The sequence below is a fragment of the Nocardioides sp. CF8 genome (genome assembly GCF_000389985.1).
Classification (GTDB): Bacteria; Actinomycetota; Actinomycetes; order Propionibacteriales; family Nocardioidaceae; genus Nocardioides; species Nocardioides allogilvus.
Genome location: NZ_CM001852.1, coordinates 1,825,395 through 1,843,039, shown reverse-complemented (window position 1 = coordinate 1,843,039; position 17,645 = coordinate 1,825,395). Strand labels below are relative to the sequence as shown.

The following is a 17,645-nucleotide window of genomic DNA, read 5'->3' as shown; positions in this document are numbered from 1 at the left end:
GGGTGGCAGGGTCGGGACGGGCGTCAGCCTACCGAGGTGGCTCGTGACTACGATGGGCGACCATGAGCGCCGACAAGCAGTCCGACTGGGGCCGAGTGGCCGAGGACGGCACCGTCTATGTCAAGACCCCCGACGGGGAACGCACCGTGGGGCAGTACCCCGTGGGGACCCCCGAGGAGGCGCTGAAGTTCTACACCGACCGCTTCGATGCGCTCTCCTTCGAGGTGCACCTGCTCGAGCAGCGGATCGCGGCCGGCAAGCTCAGCCCCGAGGAAGCCACCTCGACGGTCAAGATGCTGCGTGAGCAGGTCGTCGAGGCCAACGCCGTCGGCGACCTCACCGGCCTGGCCGCCCGCCTCGACGCGACGGCCCCGGTCATCGCCAGCCAGCGTGAGGCCAAGCGGGTCGAGAAGGCCCAGCGGACCGCTGAGTCGAAGGTCGAGAAGGACAAGATCGTCGCCGAGGCGGAGAAGCTCGCCCAGGGCAACGACTGGCGCAACGGCGCCAACCGGCTGCGCGACCTCCTCGACCAGTGGAAGGTCCTCCCCCGCCTCGACAAGACCACCGACGACGTCCTGTGGAAGCGCTTCAGCAGCGCGCGCACGACGTACACCCGGCGCCGCAAGGCGCACTTCGCCGAGGAGCACGAGCGCCGCGACGGCGCACGCGTGATCAAGGAACGGCTCGCCACCGAGGCCGAGGCGCTGTCGACGTCCACCGAGTGGGGCCCGACCGCCGGCCGCTACCGCGACCTGATGCGCGACTGGAAGGCCGCCGGCCCGGCGCCGCGCGACATCGACGACGAGCTGTGGAAGCGCTTCCGCGGTGCGCAGGACGCCTTCTTCGGCGCCCGCGACGCCGCCAACGCCGAGCTCGACAAGGAGTTCGCCGCCAACGCCGAGGTCAAGGAGGAGATCCTCCTCGAGGCCGAGAAGCTCGTCCCCGTGACCGATCTCGACGCCGCGAAGCGCGCCTTCCGCGACCTCGCCGACCGCTGGGACGCCGCCGGCAAGGTGCCGCGCGACCGGATGAAGGACCTCGAGGGCCGGATGCGCAAGGTCGAGCAGACCATCCGCTCGGTCGAGGACGACCAGTGGAAGCGCAGCGACCCGGAGAAGTCCGCCCGCGCCGACGACATCGTCTCCAAGCTCGAGGCTGGCATCGCCGAGGAGCAGGGCAAGCTCGACAAGGCGAAGGCCGCCGGTGACGACAAGCGGGTCAAGCAGCTCGAGGACTCGCTCGCCAACAAGCAGGCGTTCCTCGACATGGCGCGCAAGGCCGCCGAGGACTTCAGCTAGTTCGTGACCCGGTAGGCGTCGAAGACGCCGGGCACGCTGCGCACGGCGCGGAGCACGTTGTCGAGGTGGGAGGCGTCTGCCATCTCGAAGGTGAAGCGACTCTTGGCGACCCGGTCGCGGCTGGTCGAGAGCGTCGCGCTGAGGATGTTCACGTGGGCGTCCGAGAGCGTGATCGTGATGTCGGAGAGCAGGCGCGCGCGGTCGAGCGCCTCGACCTGGATGTTCACCAGGAACGTGGACTGTGAGCTCGGCGCCCAGTCGACCTCGATCAGCCGCTCCGGCTGGGTCTCGAGCTCGGCGGCGTTGGTGCAGTTGCGCCGGTGCACGGAGACTCCGCCGCCCTTGGTGACGAAGCCCAGGATCGGGTCGGGCGGCACGGGCGTGCAGCACTTGGCGAGCTTGACCCACACGTCGTCGACGCCCTTGACGACGACGCCCGAGTCGGTGCTTCCGGTCGTGGCCCGCGAGCGGCGGGTGATGGTCACGCCCTCGGACAGGTCCTCGGCAGCACCGTCGTCTCCGCCGTGCAGGTCGATCACGCGGCGAACGACGGCCTGTGCGCTCAGGTTGTTCTCACCGACGGCGGCGTAGAGCGCCGAGACGTCGGCGTGGTTGAAGTGCTCGGCCGCCTGCATGAGCGACTCGTGGGTCATCAACCGCTTGAGGGGCAGGCCCTCCTTGCGCATCAGCTTGGCGATCTGCTCCTTGCCGCGCTCGATCGCCTCCTCGCGGCGCTCCTTGGTGAACCACTGGCGGATCTTCGACCGGGCGCGGGGCGACTTGACGAAGTTCAGCCAGTCGCGCGAGGGGCCGGCGTTGGCCGACTTGGAGGTGAAGACCTCCACGACGTCGCCGTTGTCGAGCGACGACTCCAGCGGCACGAGGCGACCGTTCACCCGAGCACCGATCGTGTGGTGCCCGACCTCGGTGTGCACGGCGTAGGCGAAGTCGACCGGGGTGGCTGCGACCGGCAGCGGGATGACGTCACCGCGCGGCGTGAAGACGTAGACCTGCGCCTGGTTCATCTCGAAGCGCAGCGACTCCAGGAACTCGCCCGGGTCCTCGACCTCCTGCTGCCAGTCGAGGAGCTGCTGCAGCCACGACATGTCGTCGCCGATCTGGGAGGAGCCGGCGCGGGCGTCGGTGTCGAGCCCGGCCTTGGTGTCCTCCTTGTACTTCCAGTGCGCCGCCACGCCGTACTCCGCACGACGGTGCATCGCGAAGGTGCGGATCTGCAGCTCGACGGGCTTGCCCTGCGGTCCGATGACCGTGGTGTGCAGCGACTGGTACATGTTGAACTTCGGCATCGCGACGTAGTCCTTGAACCGCCCCAGCACCGGGTTCCAGCGCGAGTGCAGCACCCCGAGGACGGAGTAGCAGTCGCGGACGTCGTCGACGAGGATGCGGATGCCGACCAGGTCGTAGATGTCGGAGAACTCGCGACCACCGACGATCATCTTCTGGTAGATCGAGTAGTAGTGCTTGGGTCGTCCGGTGACCTTGCCCTTGATCTTCGCCTCGCGCAGGTCGCCGTCGACGCGGGCGATGACCTCGGCCAGGAACTGGTCGCGCGACGGCGCACGGTCGGCGACCAGGCGCACGATCTCGTCGTACATCTTCGGGTGCAGCGTCGCGAAGGCGAGGTCCTCGAGCTCCCACTTGAGGGTGTTCATGCCGAGCCTGTGCGCGAGCGGGGCGTAGATGTCGAGGGTCTCGCGGGCTTTGCGCTCCTGCGTCTCGGCCTTGAGGTAGCGCAGCGTGCGCATGTTGTGGAGCCGGTCGGCGAGCTTGATGACCAGCACGCGGATGTCGCGCGACATCGCCACGATCATCTTGCGGATCGTCTCGGCCTGCGCGGAATCGCCGTACTGCACCTTGTCGAGCTTGGTCACGCCGTCGACGAGGATGGCGACCTCGTCACCGAAGTCCTTGCGGAGCTCCTCGAGGGTGTACGGCGTGTCCTCGACCGTGTCGTGGAGCAGCGCCGCCACCAGGGTCGGCTCGGTCATGCCGATGTCGGCCAGGATCGTGGTCACGGCCAGCGGGTGGGTGATGTAGCGGTCCCCGCTCTTGCGCATCTGCGAGCCGTGCATCTTCTCGGCGACGAGATAGGCACGCTCCAGCAGCGCCAGGTCGGCCTTGGGGTGGTTGGCCCGCACGGAGCGGAACAGCGGCTCCAGGACCGGGTTGCCGGTCGGCGCCTTGGCGCCGATGCGAGCCAGCCGTGCGCGCATGCTCCGGGCCGAGACAGGCACCTCGGAGGCGCGCTCCTGCGCCACGGGGGTGCTGGTCTCTTCGCTCATCGCGCCAGTCTAGTGACCGGTCACCGACGGGTGGAGTCAGACGGACGTGATGGCGCTGATCGGCAGGTCGCCGGCTGCGGCGCGCCCCGGCAGGAACGTCAGCTCCATGAGCACCGAGACTCCGACGCAGGTGCCGCCGCACGCCTCGACGAGCTGGCGGGTGGCCGCGACGGTGCCGCCGGTGGCCAGCACGTCGTCGATCAGCAACACTCGCTCCCCCGGCGCTATCGCGTCCTGGTGCAGCTCGAGCGTGGCCTCGCCGTACTCCAGGGAGTAGGAGACGGCGTGGGTGGCGCGCGGCAGCTTGCCGGCCTTGCGGACGGGCACGAAGCCGACCCCGAGCGCGAGCGCGACCGGCGCGGCCAGGATGAAGCCGCGGGCCTCCATGCCGACGACCTTGTCCACCACGACGTTGCCGGCCGCGTCGCGAGCCGTCGCCGCCAGGGCCTCGACGACGGCGGTGAATCCCGCGTGGTCGGCGAGCAGCGGGGTGATGTCCTTGAACATCACGCCGGGCAGCGGATGGTCGGGGACGTCGAGGACGAGGCGCGACATCGCGTCGCGGGCCGCCTCGAGCGCCTGCCGGCTCACTTCTTGCCCCGCTTCGAGCGCGGCTGGCGGGTGGGCTGGACACGGCCGGCCGACGGGCTCGGCTTGACCGGACCGTGTGGCTTGGGGGCGACGCGGCCCTTGTTGATCGCCTCGGTCTGTCGCGGCGGTGCCTTCGCGGGGCGCGTGGCCACCGTCCCGTCCGCGCGCACCCGCCGGGGGTCCGGCGGCGGAGCAGCGTTGCGGTCGGCCGCGGACACCCGCGCGTAGACGTCGGCCGAGGCCTCGCGGCGTCGGGCAGCGGCCCGACGCTCGTCGTGGTCGACGTCCTTCTCGCGCGCCTTGAGCTGCACGAGCAGGGGCGTGGCGATGAAGATCGAGGAGTAGACACCGACCGCCATGCCGACGAACAGGGCGAGGGCGAGGTCCTTGAGCGAGCCCGATCCCAGCTGCACGACGCCGACGTACAAGATCGCGGCGACCGGGATGAGCGCGACGAGCGAGGTGTTGATCGAGCGGACCAGGGTCTGGTTGACGGCGAGGTTGGCCGCCTCGGCGTAGGTCAGGCGCGAGCGCTTCAGCTGGTGGGTGTTCTCGCGGACCTTGTCGAAGACGACGACGGTGTCGTAGAGCGAGAAACCTAGGATCGTCAGCACACCGGTCACCGTGGCCGGGGACACCTCGAAGCCCGACAGCGCATAGATCCCGATGGTGATGAGGATGTCGTGGGCCAGCGCGACGATCGCTGCGACCGACATCTTCCACTCGCGGAAGTAGGCCCAGATGAAGAGCACGACCAGGACCAGGAAGACCACGAGCCCGATCAGGGACCGCTCGGCGACCTCCTTGCCCCAGCTGGGGCCGATCTCCGTCTGGGAGATGTCCGCCTGGGTCGCACCGGTCACCTCCAGGATCGTGGCGACCAGATCGGCGCTCTCCTCGTCGTCGACCGGCTCGGTCTGGACGATGATCGCCTCGCTGCCCGAGGTCGTGACGACGGGGGCCGACGCGCTCTCGATGCCGGTGCCGGCGACCGCCGTCCGCAGGTCGTCGGCCGTGTCCTGGGTGGCCTTGTCGGCCGAGACCGTGACGCGGTACTCGGCGCCGCCGGTGAACTCGATGCCCATGTTGAGGCCCTTGGACACCAGCCCGAAGGCCGCCACCGCGATGAGCACCGCCGAGAGGGCGTACCAGACCCACGTGCGACCGACGAAGTCGATCGAGCGGCGCCCGGAGTAGAGGTCGTTGCCGAGTCGTGAGAACGCGCCCATCAGGCCTTGCCTCCAGCGGTCGAGGTCGCGATGGCGTCCATGCCGAGGGTGTCGGCACTGAGCCCCGACAGGGCGTGGCCACGGTTGAAGAACGAGAAGCGCGCCAGCCACGACACGAGCGGGTGGGTGAACCAGAAGAAGACCACCAGGTCGATGAGCGTGGACAGGCCGAGCGCGAACGCGAAGCCCTTCACCACACCGGCGGCGAAGATGTAGAGGACCACCGCGGCCAGCAGCGAGACGGTGTCGGCCGCCAGGCAGGTGTTGCGGGCCCGCGCCCAGCCCGCCTCGACGGCGACGCGCATCGACTTGCCGTCGCGCATCTCGTCGCGGATGCGTTCGAAGTAGACGATGAAGGAGTCGGCGGTGATGCCGACCGCGACGATCAGCCCGGCGATCCCGGGCAGGGACAGCGTGAAGCCGACGCCCTCACTGAGCAGCACCACGAACGAGTAGATCAGGGCCGCCGCCATGAGCAGCGATGCGATCACGACCAGGCCGAGGCCGCGGTAGTAGAGCAGGCAGTAGAGCATCACCAGGACCAGCCCGACGAGACCGGCGGTGATGCCGGCCGAGAGCTGGTTGCCGGCCAGCGACGGGCCGACCAGCTCGACCGGCGGGTCCTTCTCGAAGGAGATCGGCAAGGCGCCGTACTTGAGGCTGGTCGCGAGGCTCTTGGCCTCGGCCTCGGTGAACTGCCCGGTGATCTGGGCGTTGCCGTCGGTGATCAGCCCCTCCATCGTCGGCGCCGAGATGACTCGGCCGTCGAGCACGATGGCGAACTGCTTGTCGGTGTTGACCAGGGCCTGCGAGATGCGGGCGAACTCGAGGGTGCCGGCGCGGTTGAAGTTGAGGTCGACTCCCCACTCCACGCTCTGCTGGCTGGGCGGCAAGGTGGAGGCCGAGCTGAGGTCGGTGCCCTCGATCAGGGTCTTCGACAACAGCATCTTCGAGCCGAACTGGTCGCAGGTGATCAGCGGCTTGTCCGGGTCGTCGTCGATGTCCGCGACCGCACCGTCGGCCGGGCAGCTGAACTTGTTGAACGCCGCCACGGACTCGGCGTCCGGGTTGTCCATCCACACCAACGGGTCGTCGTCCCCCGCGGCCGGCTGCTCGGTGGCCGGCGACGGTGACTGGGACGGGGACGGGGACTTGGTCGGCTTCTTCTTGTCCTTCTCGTCCGCCCAGGCGTACGGCGCCCGCTTGCTGCCCGGAACGCCCGTGCCGGGCACGGAGCTGGGCAGGGGGCCGGAGCCGGTGGCGCCGGCCACGCCGTTGGCGACGGCAGCGACGACGCGGAAGCGGAGCTGGGCCTGGCGCTTGACGGTCTCGACGAGGTCGCGCCGGCTCTCGCCGGGGATCTCGACGACGATGTACTGGTTGCCCTGCGTGGAGACCTCGGCCTCGGCGACGCCCGAGCCGTTGACCCGGTCCTCGATGATGCCGCGGGCCTCGGCCAGGCTCTCGCTGGACACGTCACCCTCGGCGACCAGCGTGATCCGGGTGCCGCCCTGGAGGTCGAGCCCCAGCTTGGGCTTCCAGACCCCGGCGAGCGCGACCAGCCCGTAGGTCAGTGCGGTGACGAGGAAGAAGACGACGAGGGTGCGACCCGGGTTGGGCTTCCGAGCGGCCACGTCAGCGTGCCTGGTCGTCCGGTCCAGTGCTCGGGTCGGTCGGGTCGGTCGGGTCGGTGGGCGCGACCTGGTTGTCGACGACGCTGATCGCGGCACGCGCGACCTCGATCTCGGTGCCGGGTGCGATCTCGATCCGGACGCGGTCGTCGCCCAGGGACCGGACGGTGCCGAAGATCCCCGCCGACAGCATGACCCGCTGTCCGGGCTGGAGGTCCGCCTGGAGCTTGGCGATGGCCTTCTGGCGACGGGATGCGGGGCGCACCACCATGACCCAGAAGAGCAGCGCGATGGCTACCAGCGGAAGAAGGGAAGCGAACTGCTCCACGAAATTACCTCAAGCGTCTCGGTGGGATGGGGGTGGTGCGGCGCAGGCGCGGATGCGCCCGAGCGACCAACGCTGGAGTGTACGCGGGCGCTGCGACGCCCGGTCGTCACGCGTCGTCGAACAGGGGCGAGTCGACACCGGCCGGCTGCGCGGGCGGTGTCAGGCCGAGGTGGTGCCACGCGGCGGCGGTGGCGATCCGTCCTCGCGGGGTGCGCGCCAGCAGGCCGAGCCGGACCAGGAACGGCTCGGCGACCTCCTCGACCGTCTCGCGCTCCTCACCGACCGCGACGGCGAGCGTCGAGATGCCGACCGGGCCGCCGCCGAAGCGGCGGCACAGCGCGTCCAGGACGCCGCGGTCGAGCCGGTCGAGGCCGGACTCGTCGACCTCGTAGAGCTCGAGGGCATCGCGCGCGACCTCGAGGGTCACCACGCCGTCCGCGCGGACCTGGGCGAAGTCGCGCACGCGGCGCAGCAGCCGGTTGGCGATGCGCGGGGTCCCCCGCGAGCGACCCGCGATCTCGGCCGAGCCCTCGTCGGTCAGCTCGACGCCGAGCAGCCCGGCGGAGCGGTGCACGATCAGGTCGAGCTCGTGGGGCTCGTAGAACTCCAGGTGTGCGGTGAAGCCGAAGCGATCGCGCAGCGGCCCCGGCAGCAGGCCGGCGCGGGTGGTGGCTCCGACGAGGGTGAAGGGCGGGATCTCCAACGGGATCGCGGTCGCACCCGGGCCCTTGCCGATGACGACGTCGACGCGGAAGTCCTCCATCGCCATGTAGAGGAGCTCCTCGGCCGGGCGCGACATGCGGTGGATCTCGTCGACGAACAGGACGTCGCCCTCGTTGAGGCCCGACAGGATCGCGGCGAGGTCGCCGGCGTGGGTGATCGCCGGGCCACTGGTGAGCCGCAGGGGCGCGGACATCTCGCCGGCGATGATCATGGCGAGGGTGGTCTTGCCGAGCCCGGGCGGTCCGGAGAGCAGCACGTGGTCCGGCGCCCTCCCCCGGCGTCGGGCAGCCTCCAGCACCAGCCCGAGCTGGTCGCGCACCCGCACCTGGCCGACGACCTCGTCCAGGCTGCGCGGTCGCAGCGCTGCCTCGACCGCGCGGTCGTCGCCGTCGGCGTCCGCGGACGTGAGCCGCTGGAGGTGCGCGGACTCGGCGGGCGTGAGCTCGTCCTCGGTGTCGGCTTCCCAGTTCACGTCGTCACACCTTGCTCAGCGCGCGCAGGGCGGCGCGCAGGAGGGAGGGGACGTCAGGGCTGGCACCCGCATCGGGCGCGACGATCTCGACGGCCTGCTCGGCCTCCTTGCTCGACCAGCCGAGCCCGACGAGCCCCTGGTGCACCTGGTCGCGCCAGGGGGCACCGGGCGTGGTCGCCTGGCCGGCGAGCCGGGCGCCCGTCGGCGCGCCGATGCGGTCCTTGAGCTCGAGGATGATCCGCTGCGCGCCCTTCTGGCCGATGCCGGGGACGCGGGTCAGGGTCTTGACGTCCTCCCCCGCCACCGCGGCGCGCAGGTCGTCGGGCGAGAGCACCGCGACCATCGCCTGGGCCACCTTGGGCCCGACCCCGGAGGCGGTCTGGACGAGCTCGAAGATCTGCTTCTCGTCGTCGTCGAGGAAGCCGAAGACGGTCAGCGAGTCCTCGCGCACCACCATGCTCGTGGGCAGGGTCGCGGTCGACCCGATGCGCAGCGTGGCGAGGGTGCCGGGCGTGCACATCAGCTCGAGGCCGATCCCGCCGACCTCGAGGACGGCGCTGGTGAGGGTGAGGGCGGCGACTTCGCCGCGGACGAACGCGATCACGATCTGCTCCTAGCGGCGGCCTGCGCCTGCACCGCCGCGTCGATTCTTGCCTGGGCGCCACCGCGCCAGATGTGGGTGATGGCCAGCGCCAGGGCGTCGGCCGCGTCCGCGGGCTTGGGCGGTGCGTCCAGGCGCAGGATGCGGGTCACCATCGCGGTGACCTGGGCCTTGTTGGCCCGCCCGCTCCCGGAGACAGCGGCCTTGACCTCGCTCGGCGTGTGCAGGGCGATCGGCAGGCCGCGGCGCGCGGCGACCACGAGGGCGATGCCGCTGGCCTGGGCGGTGCCCATGATGGTGCTGGAGTCGGAGCGGGCGAAGACCCGCTCGACGGCCACCGCGTCGGGCTGGAACTCGTCGAGCCAGGCGTCGAGCCCGCGCTCGATCGTCACCAGCCGCTGCGCGATCGGCTCGGTGTGGCTCGTGCGGATCACGTTGACGTCGACCAGCGTGAGCGGTCGACCCACGGAGCCCTCGACCACCCCGACGCCGCAGCGCGTCAGGCCGGGGTCGATCCCGAGCACCCGCATGAAGTCAGCCTCTCGTCCGAACGTCTGTTCGGGCCAACGCTAACCTGCAGCGCCGACGCGGCGGCGTACGACACGCGCGGAGCGGGGAAGCTCAGTCCTCGTCCTCGTCGAGCTGGGCCAGCACCTCGTCGGGGATGTCGACGTTGGTGAAGACGTTCTGCACGTCGTCGAGGTCCTCGAGGGCGTCGGCCAGCTTGAGCACCTTGACCGCGGCGTCCTTGTCGACGGGGATCTCCATGCTCGGCACGAACTCGACGTCGGCGGAGTCGTAGTCGATCGCCGCGGTCTGCAGGGCGGTGCGCACGGCGACCATGTCGGTGGCCTCGGAGATGACCCGGAACGAGTCGTCCTGGTCGTTGACGTCCTCGGCGCCGGCGTCGAGGGTCGCCTCGAGGACCATGTCCTCGGTGACCTCGGTGGTCGCTCCGTCCTTCTCCTGCGACTTCAGCAGCACGATGACGCCCTTGCGGGTGAACAGGCGCGAGACCGAGCCGGGGTCGGCGAGCGTGCCGCCGTTGCGGGTCACGGCGGTGCGCACCTCCATCGCCGCGCGGTTCTTGTTGTCGGTGAGGCACTCGACGAGGAAGGCCACGCCGGCGGGGCCGTAGACCTCGTACATGATCGTCTCGTAGTTGACGCCGGTGCCTTCGAGACCGCCGCCACGCTTGACCGCGGAGTCGATGTTCTTGTTGGGGACCGACTGCTTCTTGGCCTTCTGCACCGCGTCGAAGAGCGTCGGGTTGCCGGTGAGGTCGGGGCCGCCCATCTTCGCCGCGATCTCGATGTTCTTGATCAGCTTGGCGAACAGCTTGCCGCGCTTGGCGTCGATCGCGGCCTTCTTGTGCTTCGTGGTCGCCCACTTGGAGTGGCCAGACATCAGTCCCTCTTCGTCTCGTGATCGGTGGGGCGTTCGGCGCGGGCTCGGCGCACCAGGTCGACGAACAGCTCGTGGACCCGGGCGTCACCGCCGACCTCCGGATGGAAGGAGGTCGCCATCAGCGAACCCTGGCGAACGGCCACGATCCTACCGGCGGCCGCCCCCCGCGCGGGATCGGCCGGCACGCGGGCCAGCACCTCCACGCCGTCACCGACCGCCTCGACCCACGGCGCACGGATGAAGACCGCGTGCACCGGCTCGTCGAGACCGGTCAACGGGAGGTCGCCCTCGAAGCTGTCGACCTGGCGGCCGAACGCGTTGCGGCGCACGGTGATGTCGAGCCCGCCGAGGGTCTCCTGACCGACCGCACCGCCCTCGATCCGGTCGGCGAGCAGGATCATGCCGGCGCACGTGCCGAACGTCGGCAGCCCGTCGCGGATGCGCGCCCGCAGCGGCTCGTAGAGCTCGAAGATCTTCGCCAGCTTGATCATCGTGGTCGACTCCCCGCCGGGGATGATGAGCCCGTCCACCGAGGCCAGCTCCGCCGGGCGGCGTACGGCGACGGCCCGCTCGCCGAGTCGGGTGAGCACGGCGAGGTGTTCGCGCACGTCGCCCTGGAGGGCGAGCACGCCGATGGTGTGGTCCACGTCGGGAGATCCTAGAGGCGGCCGGCGGGGCGGTCGGCGCGAGTGCCTCGCACCCGCGTGCGAGGGCGGCGGTGGAGGGCCGCCTGCGCGAGCTGCCAGGCGGCGTAGCCGAGGAGGCCGCCCGCGAGCACGACGATCCCGGTGTCCTTCTTCTCCTGGGTCAGGGCCGTCGCGACGTAGCCGGCGTAGGGCACGTGGTACCGCGCCCTGCCCCTGATCTGCTGCTCGGTCAGCTCCCACGCGTCGTCGGTGTCGTTGGCGTCGCCCCGGGTGGTGAACACGGCCACCCCGTCCTGTCGCCACTGCTTGCGCACGATCCGGTGGGTCGTGAGGCTCGGGTCGTCCGGCCGCGGCAGGAACGTGATGATGTCGCCGACCTCGAGGTCGTTGGCGTCCTCCGCACCGTCGACACGCTCGACCACCACCTGGCTGCCGACGGGGTAGGTGGGGGTCATCGAGCCCGACAGCACCGTGAGCGGCACCCAGCCGAAGGCCCTCGGCACGACCACGAGCGCTCCGAGCAGGGCCACGGCGACGAGCAGGACCAGCGACATCACGGTGCGCAGGAGCACCCTCACCCAGCGCATCTCAGCCGAGCCCGACCGGCACGGAGCCCGCGTTGGCCACGCCGGCGCTCGTCGAGGTGGCCGCCCCACCGGTCCGGCACGTGAAGTAGTCGTCGAGCTGCGCGTTCCCCTCGCTCACCTGGACCATCCAGTCGGCATCGACGTACACGCTGGAACCGGCGTAGGGGTAGGCGCGCACCGAGAGGTAGACCGGGGTGGAGGCGTTGGCAGCGAGCCAGCTGCTGTTGATGTCGTCCGACATCCTGGCTGTGCCGGCGTACTGGTCGATGGCGCCCGTGGTCTGGTCGGTGCTCCTGCGCAGGGGCGCCCAGGTGGTGCCGTCCGTGGAGCGGATGACGGTGAACCGGTTGACGGCAGCGGTCGGGACGCTCGCCGAGCCGCCGGCGAACGGCCACGCCCAGTAGAGGCGCCCGTAGAGGCCGATCGAGGATCGCGCGCCGAGCAGCAAGGTCCGCGCACAGACCACGTTGTCGGCCGAGGGCCTGGTGGCAGGCGGGAGCTTCACCTGGTAGCGGCTGGTCAGCGTCGCCGTCGTGGACGACCACGTTCCCGGCGCCTCCGACCGCTGCCGAACCTTGGTCTGGATGTCGAGCTGCCGACCAGCGTGGGCGAGCAGGAACTCGGCGGTGGTCCCGGTCCGCTCCACCAGCGGGCACACGGACTTCGTCTGCCCGGGCGCGAGCACGTCGCCGGCGACCTTGGCCGAGGCGCGGGGATACTCGGTGCCGCTGGCGAGCGCGTTCCCGCCGTTCACCGCCCAGTACGGCACCCCGGCCGCGCCGGCCAGGCAGCCGGTGGTCGTGGGGTCGTAGTTGAGCCGCACGTTGCCGAGCAGGGTCGAGGTCGTGTTGCTGGCCGGCACCGTTGCGCGGGCGCTGACCACGTCGATCCACGACGTATGGGTCTGGGAGAGGTTCTGGACCGTCATGGCCGGCTCGTTGGCGACGTCGGCCGGCGCTGCCTGGCCGTGGTCGACGGTGTTGGTCGTGCCGGCTGTCTCCAGGCCGAAGGTGTCGCTGCGGGCATCGGCGATCGTGACGACGAGCTCCTCGCGCCAGCCGGCCTGCGTCGAGTGCGACGAGGTGAGGAGCGCAGGCGCGAGCACGACGACGAGGACAGCCGCCATGGCCGCCATGAATCGTTTCGTGCTCATGGTGCTCCTCGGGAAGGTCAGCTGGTCTGGTCGAAGGTGGCCCTGATCGAGCCGAGGTCGAGGACCTGGGTCCACAGCGCCTCGTTCCACGGGGCTCCCGCGTCGTCGAGCGGGGTCTGGATGGTCACGACCGCCTGGTAGGTGCCGAAGTCGCCGGCGGCACGTGAGACCTGGGTGGTCGAGACCAGCCCGCTCACCGGAGCCGCGGCCCCGCCCGGGCGGGTGACACCCAAGGTGACCGCCGACGACCGGGCGAGCAGCGACGCCGTCGGTGCCCGGTCGAGCAGCGCCGACGCGTCGACGACGAGGGCTCCGCGCAGGTTGTCGCCGTTCCCGGCGAGGGTGACGTCGCGGAGCACGCGCACTGCGTCACCCGGGATGAGCCGTTCCGCGGCCAGGGACGATGTCACCACCCTGCACTCGACGAACGGTGCCGTGGGCGCGCAGGTGGTGGAGGACGAGAACGAGCGGCTCCCCACCGGCTGGCGCGAGTGCAGCTGCACCTGCAGCGTGCCGCTCAGGGAGACCGAGCCGGCCTGGATGTTCCCCACCGCTCGCTGGCCCTGCTCCCGCAGCCCGCTCCAGGTGCCGAGGCCGCTGGTGAGCAGCAGCACCCCGAGCAGGGTGGCCAGCGTCGCGCCGGCCATCCTGCCGCGACCCTGCCGGCCGTCGGCGCGGTGCCGGGGCCGGCCCGCGCGCGACGACACAGCAGACACGACGATCAGTCCTAGACGACCGGGTTGGCGTTCTGGACCAGGTCCACGGTCAGGGAGGAGAGGTTGAGGACCTCGTCCTCGCCGAGCGTGTTGGTGAAGGGCATCGTCACCGTGACGGTGATCGGGATCGCGGTGTCGTCGTTGGCCTCGGTGATCTCCCTGACCGCGGTGGCGGAGCCGTCGAACTGCGCGACCACGGTCACGTCGTCCGCGAGGGTGCCGGTTCCCGCGGGCAGCGTCGCCGTCAGCTTGGCGGTGAGGTTGTCGCCCAGGAGGTCGGGCGTGACGGTGGTCGTGTAGCGGACCACGTCGCCCGGGACCATGCGGAAGGCGGAGATGTTGGTCAGGGTCTTGGGCGTGGCGGTGGTGATGTCACTCCACGTGCCGGGGGCGACCGTCAGGGTGAGGTGGCCGGCGGTCACGGTGCCGGGCGCTGCGGACCCGTTCTCGGACCAGTTGGCGAACGTGCCGCCGACACCGGTGAGGAGGGTGACGCCGGCTACGGCGGCGATGACGCCTTTGGTGGACTTGTTCATGGTGTGGGTGCTCCTGGGTGTGTGGGATCCGTCGAGGGCCATCGCCCTCGGCCGGCACCCAGTCGAACAGGCAGCCCGAGCCCGATATTGCCGGCCCGGACAAGACCATCCCAACGGACCAGTCAGACCGCTTGACGCCCACCCATCGGGGCAGCCACGACGGCCGAACGGGTGGTGTCAACCACCTGCCACGGCAGCACGAACAGTGCGTCGACCGGGGCATGGCGGCGAGCCCGGACCAGGAGGGTGCCGACCACGAAGGCCACCAGCACCGCCGGCACGAACAGCAGCGCGGCCGAGCCCACCCCGAGCCAGGCCCCCAGGTCGGTCACGAAGATGATGACGATCAGGTGGCTGACGTAGAACACGAGGGAGTTGCGCCCGACGAACCCGAGCACGTCGCGCGGTGGCACCGGTGCCGGGCGCAGCCGGCGGCGTACGACCCGACCGAGGGTGTCGCCGACCAGGAACCAGCCGAGCAGCCAGGCGAGCTTGTGCCAGTCAGCGGTGGGGTCGGCCTGCCAGGCGAGCACGAGGACGAGCGGACCGCCGGCGATCCGCAGCCACGACGGCAGCGCGAGGCTGACGACGTAGAAGACGAAGAGGTAGGCCAGGAACCACAGGTAGGTCTTCGGGTCGTAGGCGAGGTGCGCGACGTAGTCCCAGCCGAGGCCGCCCGCACGCGCGGCGACGTAGGCCGTGTCGAGCGTGACCCACACGAGGTAGGGCCACAGCAGCGCGCGGACCTTGCCGCGCAGGTAGCTCCGCCACGGCTTGGCCAGCGCCGGCGTGAGCAGGACGCCGGAGAGGGCGACCAGCAGCGGCATGCGGTACGGCGCCAGCAGCCCGTTGACCGCGTGCACGAGCGGCAGGTCGTGGCCGCTGGCGGCGCGAACGCTCAGCTCGGCGTGGAGGACGACCACGGCAATGATCGCCGCACCACGGAGTCGGTCCATCCACAGGAGGCGCAGCATCCGGGCAGGATGCCCGTCCCAGTGGTCGCGACGGCAACGCCGCCGCGACCACCAGGCAAACTCGGGAGCGGACTACCAGCCGCGCTCGGAGAGGCGGTGCGGCTGCGGGATCTCGTCGACGTTGATGCCGACCATCGCCTCGCCCAGCCCGCGGCTGACCTTGGCCACCACGTCGGGGTCGTCGAAGAAGGTCGTCGCCTTGACGATGGCCTCGGCGCGCTGCTCGGGGTTGCCGGACTTGAAGATGCCCGAGCCGACGAACACGCCCTCGGCACCGAGCTGCATCATCATCGCGGCGTCGGCCGGGGTGGCGATGCCGCCCGCGGTGAACAGCACCACCGGGAGCTTGCCGGCCTCGGCGACCTCCTTGACCAGGTCGTACGGCGCCTGCAGCTCCTTCGCCGCGACGTAGAGCTCGTCGGGCTCCAGGCCCTGGAGGCGGCGCAGCTCGGCGCGGATCGTGCGCATGTGGGTGACGGCGTTGGACACGTCACCGGTGCCGGCTTCGCCCTTGGAGCGGATCATCGCCGCGCCCTCGGTGATGCGACGCAGCGCCTCGCCGAGGTTGGTCGCACCACAGACGAAGGGGACCGTGAAGTTCCACTTGTCGATGTGGTTGGCGTAGTCGGCCGGGGTCAGGACCTCGGACTCGTCGATGTAGTCGACACCGAGCGACTGCAGGATCTGCGCCTCGGCGAAGTGGCCGATGCGGGCCTTGGCCATGACCGGGATCGAGACGGCCTCGATGATCGAGTCGATCATGTCGGGGTCGCTCATGCGGCTGACGCCACCCTGGGCGCGGATGTCGGCGGGGACCCGCTCGAGGGCCATCACGGCGACGGCGCCGGCGTCCTCGGCGATCTTCGCCTGCTCGGCGGTGACGACGTCCATGATGACGCCGCCCTTGAGCATTTCGGCCATGCCGCGCTTGACGCGCGAGGTGCCGGTTTCGGTCGTGGTTGCAGGGGTTTCAGCCATGGGCCAATCCTACGGCGCTGCGGCGTACATGCCGATTCGGGATCAGCCCTCCGGGCGGACCTCGGCGAGCGCCTGTCGCCGTACGAGCAGGATCCGCTGGAGGACGGTCACCGTGCTGGCCACGGCGAGCAGCCACAGGGTGACTTCGTAGAGGATCGGCAGGTCGAGGACGTCGCCGAAGAAGGTCAGCACGAGGATCGCGACGAGGCGATCGGCCCGCTCGGCGATGCCGGTCTTGGCGTTGAAGCCCAGGCCTTCACCGCGGCAGCGGGCATAGGAGGTGACCGAGCCCATCACCAGGCACACGAGCGCCAGGCAGAGGTAGAGCCGGTCCTCGGCCACCCAGGCGAAGTAGAGCGCCAGGCCGGCGAAGATCGCGCCATCGGCGATCCGGTCGAGCGTGGAGTCGAGGAACGCGCCGAACGTGTCCTTGCGGCCGACGGCTCGCGCCATCGCCCCGTCGATCAGGTCGCTGAAGACGAAGGCGGTGATGAACAGCACGCCCTGCCACAGCATCCCCTGCGGGAAGAAGATCAGCGCGCCCGCGCAGACGCCGATCGTGCCGACGAGCGTGACCGCGTCGGGGCTGATCCCGAGCTTGATGAACAGCTTGATGAAGGGCTGCAGCACCACGCCCTGCCAGAAGCCCTTGAAGCGGTCGAGCACGGAGCTGGTCAGCACATTTCCCTCAGGCACGGCCGCAGGCTACCTGTCGAGGAGCCGGTCGCAGATCTCGGCGACCGCGCTCGGGACCCCGGCCACGTGCCAGTCGACCCCGGCGGCGTGCACGACGCGGGACTCGCCGCCCACCCCGCGGATGATCGCTGCGCCCGGCAGCCGGTCCCAGTCGGGCACCGAGTGCTGGAAGAGCACGTCGCAGCGGCCCTGGGCGATGGCGACCGCGTCCATCGTCCCCGAACCCATCATCCGCAGGGTCGCGACGCCCTCGACAGCGCGGACGAACGCCGCACCGATCTCGCCCTCGTAGAACGGCGGGTGCAGATAGGTCGTGGCGCAGCTGTCGCGCAGCGGGCGGTCCGTGAGCGGGCTGATCGCTCGCGCGTTGTGGCTGCTCGGCAGGGCCGGCCCGCCGACGTACGTCGAGCCGCTGGACGCGTGGTGCACCGCACCGAGGACGAGCTCCTCGCGGTCGACCAGGGCCAGGGCGCTGCACCACCAGTCGAGTCCGCGGTGGAAGTTGTAGGTGCCGTCGACGGGGTCGATCACCCAGGTCCGACCACTGGTGCCGACCTGGTCGGCGCCCTCCTCCCCCACGATCGAGTCGTCGGGGCGCTCGCGGCGCAGCGTCTCGACCACCTGCGCCTCGGCCGCGTGGTCGGCGGCCGTCACGACGTCGGAGACGTGGGTCTTGGTCTCGGCGTCGAGCCCGCGGGCCAGCATGCCGGCCGCGAGGGCGCCGGCGTCGCGGACGAGGAGTGCGGCCAGCTCTGCGTCATCCACGGCGGGCACG

19 protein-coding genes are annotated in these 17,645 nt (G+C 70.7%); 1 reads left to right on the top strand and 18 read right to left on the bottom strand.

From position 1 onward, the window contains the following. Nucleotides 1-62 precede the first annotated feature (62 nt). Nucleotides 63-1,298, top strand: coding sequence for a DUF349 domain-containing protein (locus tag CF8_RS08980; RefSeq protein WP_010832806.1), 1,236 nt, complete (start codon nucleotides 63-65; stop codon nucleotides 1,296-1,298). Here the strand turns inward: CF8_RS08980 and CF8_RS08975 are convergent. The 18 genes from CF8_RS08975 to CF8_RS08890 form a co-directional block, all read right to left on the bottom strand. Then, nucleotides 1,295-3,532: a RelA/SpoT family protein gene (locus CF8_RS08975; RefSeq protein WP_010832805.1), complete on the bottom strand. Its 2,238-nt coding sequence runs from the start codon at nucleotides 3,530-3,532 to the stop codon at nucleotides 1,295-1,297. The genes CF8_RS08980 and CF8_RS08975 overlap by 4 nt on opposite strands. 105 nt (nucleotides 3,533-3,637) lie before the next feature. Beyond that, nucleotides 3,638-4,156, bottom strand: a complete 519-nt coding sequence (locus CF8_RS08970; RefSeq protein WP_036492705.1) for an adenine phosphoribosyltransferase — start codon at nucleotides 4,154-4,156, stop codon at nucleotides 3,638-3,640. A 32-nt stretch (nucleotides 4,157-4,188) separates the two neighbouring features. After that, nucleotides 4,189-5,421 carry a protein translocase subunit SecF gene (gene secF, locus CF8_RS08965; RefSeq protein ID WP_010832803.1) on the bottom strand — a complete coding sequence of 411 codons (1,233 nt, stop codon included), beginning with the start codon at nucleotides 5,419-5,421 and terminating at the stop codon, nucleotides 4,189-4,191. Beyond that, nucleotides 5,421-7,055, bottom strand: coding sequence for a protein translocase subunit SecD (gene secD, locus CF8_RS08960; RefSeq protein WP_010832802.1), 1,635 nt, complete (start codon nucleotides 7,053-7,055; stop codon nucleotides 5,421-5,423). The genes secF and secD overlap by 1 nt, the downstream gene beginning before the upstream one ends. 1 nt (nucleotide 7,056) lies before the next feature. Continuing rightward, nucleotides 7,057-7,380 carry a preprotein translocase subunit YajC gene (yajC, locus tag CF8_RS08955; protein WP_010832801.1) on the bottom strand — a complete coding sequence of 108 codons (324 nt, stop codon included), beginning with the start codon at nucleotides 7,378-7,380 and terminating at the stop codon, nucleotides 7,057-7,059. A gap of 106 nt (nucleotides 7,381-7,486) precedes the next feature. Beyond that, complete coding sequence (gene ruvB, locus CF8_RS08950; RefSeq protein WP_010832800.1) at nucleotides 7,487-8,575, bottom strand: Holliday junction branch migration DNA helicase RuvB; 1,089 nt, start codon at nucleotides 8,573-8,575, stop codon at nucleotides 7,487-7,489. Between the two features lie 4 nt (nucleotides 8,576-8,579). Next, the gene (ruvA, locus tag CF8_RS08945; protein WP_010832799.1) at nucleotides 8,580-9,179 is read right to left on the bottom strand and encodes a Holliday junction branch migration protein RuvA; all 600 of its coding nucleotides are present in this window, start codon (nucleotides 9,177-9,179) and stop codon (nucleotides 8,580-8,582) included. Next, nucleotides 9,176-9,706 carry a crossover junction endodeoxyribonuclease RuvC gene (gene ruvC / locus CF8_RS08940; protein ID WP_010832798.1) on the bottom strand — a complete coding sequence of 177 codons (531 nt, stop codon included), beginning with the start codon at nucleotides 9,704-9,706 and terminating at the stop codon, nucleotides 9,176-9,178. The genes ruvA and ruvC overlap by 4 nt, the downstream gene beginning before the upstream one ends. A 91-nt stretch (nucleotides 9,707-9,797) precedes the next feature. Beyond that, complete coding sequence (locus CF8_RS08935) at nucleotides 9,798-10,583, bottom strand: YebC/PmpR family DNA-binding transcriptional regulator (protein ID WP_010832797.1); 786 nt, start codon at nucleotides 10,581-10,583, stop codon at nucleotides 9,798-9,800. Further along, nucleotides 10,583-11,230, bottom strand: coding sequence for a pyridoxal 5'-phosphate synthase glutaminase subunit PdxT (gene pdxT / locus CF8_RS08930; RefSeq protein WP_010832796.1), 648 nt, complete (start codon nucleotides 11,228-11,230; stop codon nucleotides 10,583-10,585). Before pdxT ends, CF8_RS08935 begins: the two co-directional genes overlap by 1 nt. Before the next feature lie 11 nt (nucleotides 11,231-11,241). Beyond that, nucleotides 11,242-11,808 carry a signal peptidase I gene (locus tag CF8_RS08925; RefSeq protein ID WP_198016986.1) on the bottom strand — a complete coding sequence of 189 codons (567 nt, stop codon included), beginning with the start codon at nucleotides 11,806-11,808 and terminating at the stop codon, nucleotides 11,242-11,244. A 10-nt stretch (nucleotides 11,809-11,818) separates the two neighbouring features. Beyond that, nucleotides 11,819-12,970 (bottom strand): hypothetical protein, encoded by a 1,152-nt coding sequence (locus tag CF8_RS08920; protein ID WP_156887195.1) that lies wholly within the window; start codon nucleotides 12,968-12,970, stop codon nucleotides 11,819-11,821. A gap of 17 nt (nucleotides 12,971-12,987) precedes the next feature. Continuing rightward, complete coding sequence (locus CF8_RS08915; RefSeq protein WP_156887194.1) at nucleotides 12,988-13,686, bottom strand: hypothetical protein; 699 nt, start codon at nucleotides 13,684-13,686, stop codon at nucleotides 12,988-12,990. Between the two features lie 11 nt (nucleotides 13,687-13,697). Beyond that, nucleotides 13,698-14,222, bottom strand: a complete 525-nt coding sequence (locus CF8_RS08910) for an alternate-type signal peptide domain-containing protein (protein WP_051204175.1) — start codon at nucleotides 14,220-14,222, stop codon at nucleotides 13,698-13,700. 122 nt (nucleotides 14,223-14,344) lie between these two features. Further along, complete coding sequence (locus CF8_RS08905) at nucleotides 14,345-15,196, bottom strand: acyltransferase family protein (RefSeq protein ID WP_010832791.1); 852 nt, start codon at nucleotides 15,194-15,196, stop codon at nucleotides 14,345-14,347. A gap of 72 nt (nucleotides 15,197-15,268) precedes the next feature. Further along, nucleotides 15,269-16,174, bottom strand: a complete 906-nt coding sequence (gene pdxS, locus CF8_RS08900) for a pyridoxal 5'-phosphate synthase lyase subunit PdxS (RefSeq protein WP_010832790.1) — start codon at nucleotides 16,172-16,174, stop codon at nucleotides 15,269-15,271. 42 nt (nucleotides 16,175-16,216) lie between these two features. Next, complete coding sequence (gene pgsA / locus CF8_RS08895) at nucleotides 16,217-16,870, bottom strand: phosphatidylinositol phosphate synthase (protein WP_332248905.1); 654 nt, start codon at nucleotides 16,868-16,870, stop codon at nucleotides 16,217-16,219. A 9-nt stretch (nucleotides 16,871-16,879) separates the two neighbouring features. Next, nucleotides 16,880-17,635, bottom strand: coding sequence for an inositol monophosphatase family protein (locus tag CF8_RS08890; RefSeq protein WP_010832788.1), 756 nt, complete (start codon nucleotides 17,633-17,635; stop codon nucleotides 16,880-16,882). Nucleotides 17,636-17,645: the final 10 nt, after the last annotated feature.

Bases quoted from the DNA above. Each gene is read 5' to 3' on its own strand.
- CF8_RS08970 (WP_036492705.1), bottom strand. From the start codon at position 4,156: ATGTCGCGCCTCGTCCTCGACGTCCCCGACCATCCGCTGCCCGGCGTG.
- ruvC (WP_010832798.1), bottom strand. From the start codon at position 9,706: ATGCGGGTGCTCGGGATCGACCCCGGCCTGACGCGCTGCGGCGTCGGG.
- CF8_RS08920 (WP_156887195.1), bottom strand. From the start codon at position 12,970: ATGAGCACGAAACGATTCATGGCGGCCATGGCGGCTGTCCTCGTCGTC.
- CF8_RS08975 (WP_010832805.1), bottom strand. From the start codon at position 3,532: ATGCGCGCACGGCTGGCTCGCATCGGCGCCAAGGCGCCGACCGGCAAC.
- CF8_RS08910 (WP_051204175.1), bottom strand. From the start codon at position 14,222: ATGAACAAGTCCACCAAAGGCGTCATCGCCGCCGTAGCCGGCGTCACC.
- CF8_RS08905 (WP_010832791.1), bottom strand. From the start codon at position 15,196: ATGCTGCGCCTCCTGTGGATGGACCGACTCCGTGGTGCGGCGATCATT.
- CF8_RS08980 (WP_010832806.1), top strand. From the start codon at position 63: ATGAGCGCCGACAAGCAGTCCGACTGGGGCCGAGTGGCCGAGGACGGC.
- pdxS (WP_010832790.1), bottom strand. From the start codon at position 16,174: ATGGCTGAAACCCCTGCAACCACGACCGAAACCGGCACCTCGCGCGTC.
- secF (WP_010832803.1), bottom strand. From the start codon at position 5,421: ATGGGCGCGTTCTCACGACTCGGCAACGACCTCTACTCCGGGCGCCGC.
- CF8_RS08935 (WP_010832797.1), bottom strand. From the start codon at position 10,583: ATGTCTGGCCACTCCAAGTGGGCGACCACGAAGCACAAGAAGGCCGCG.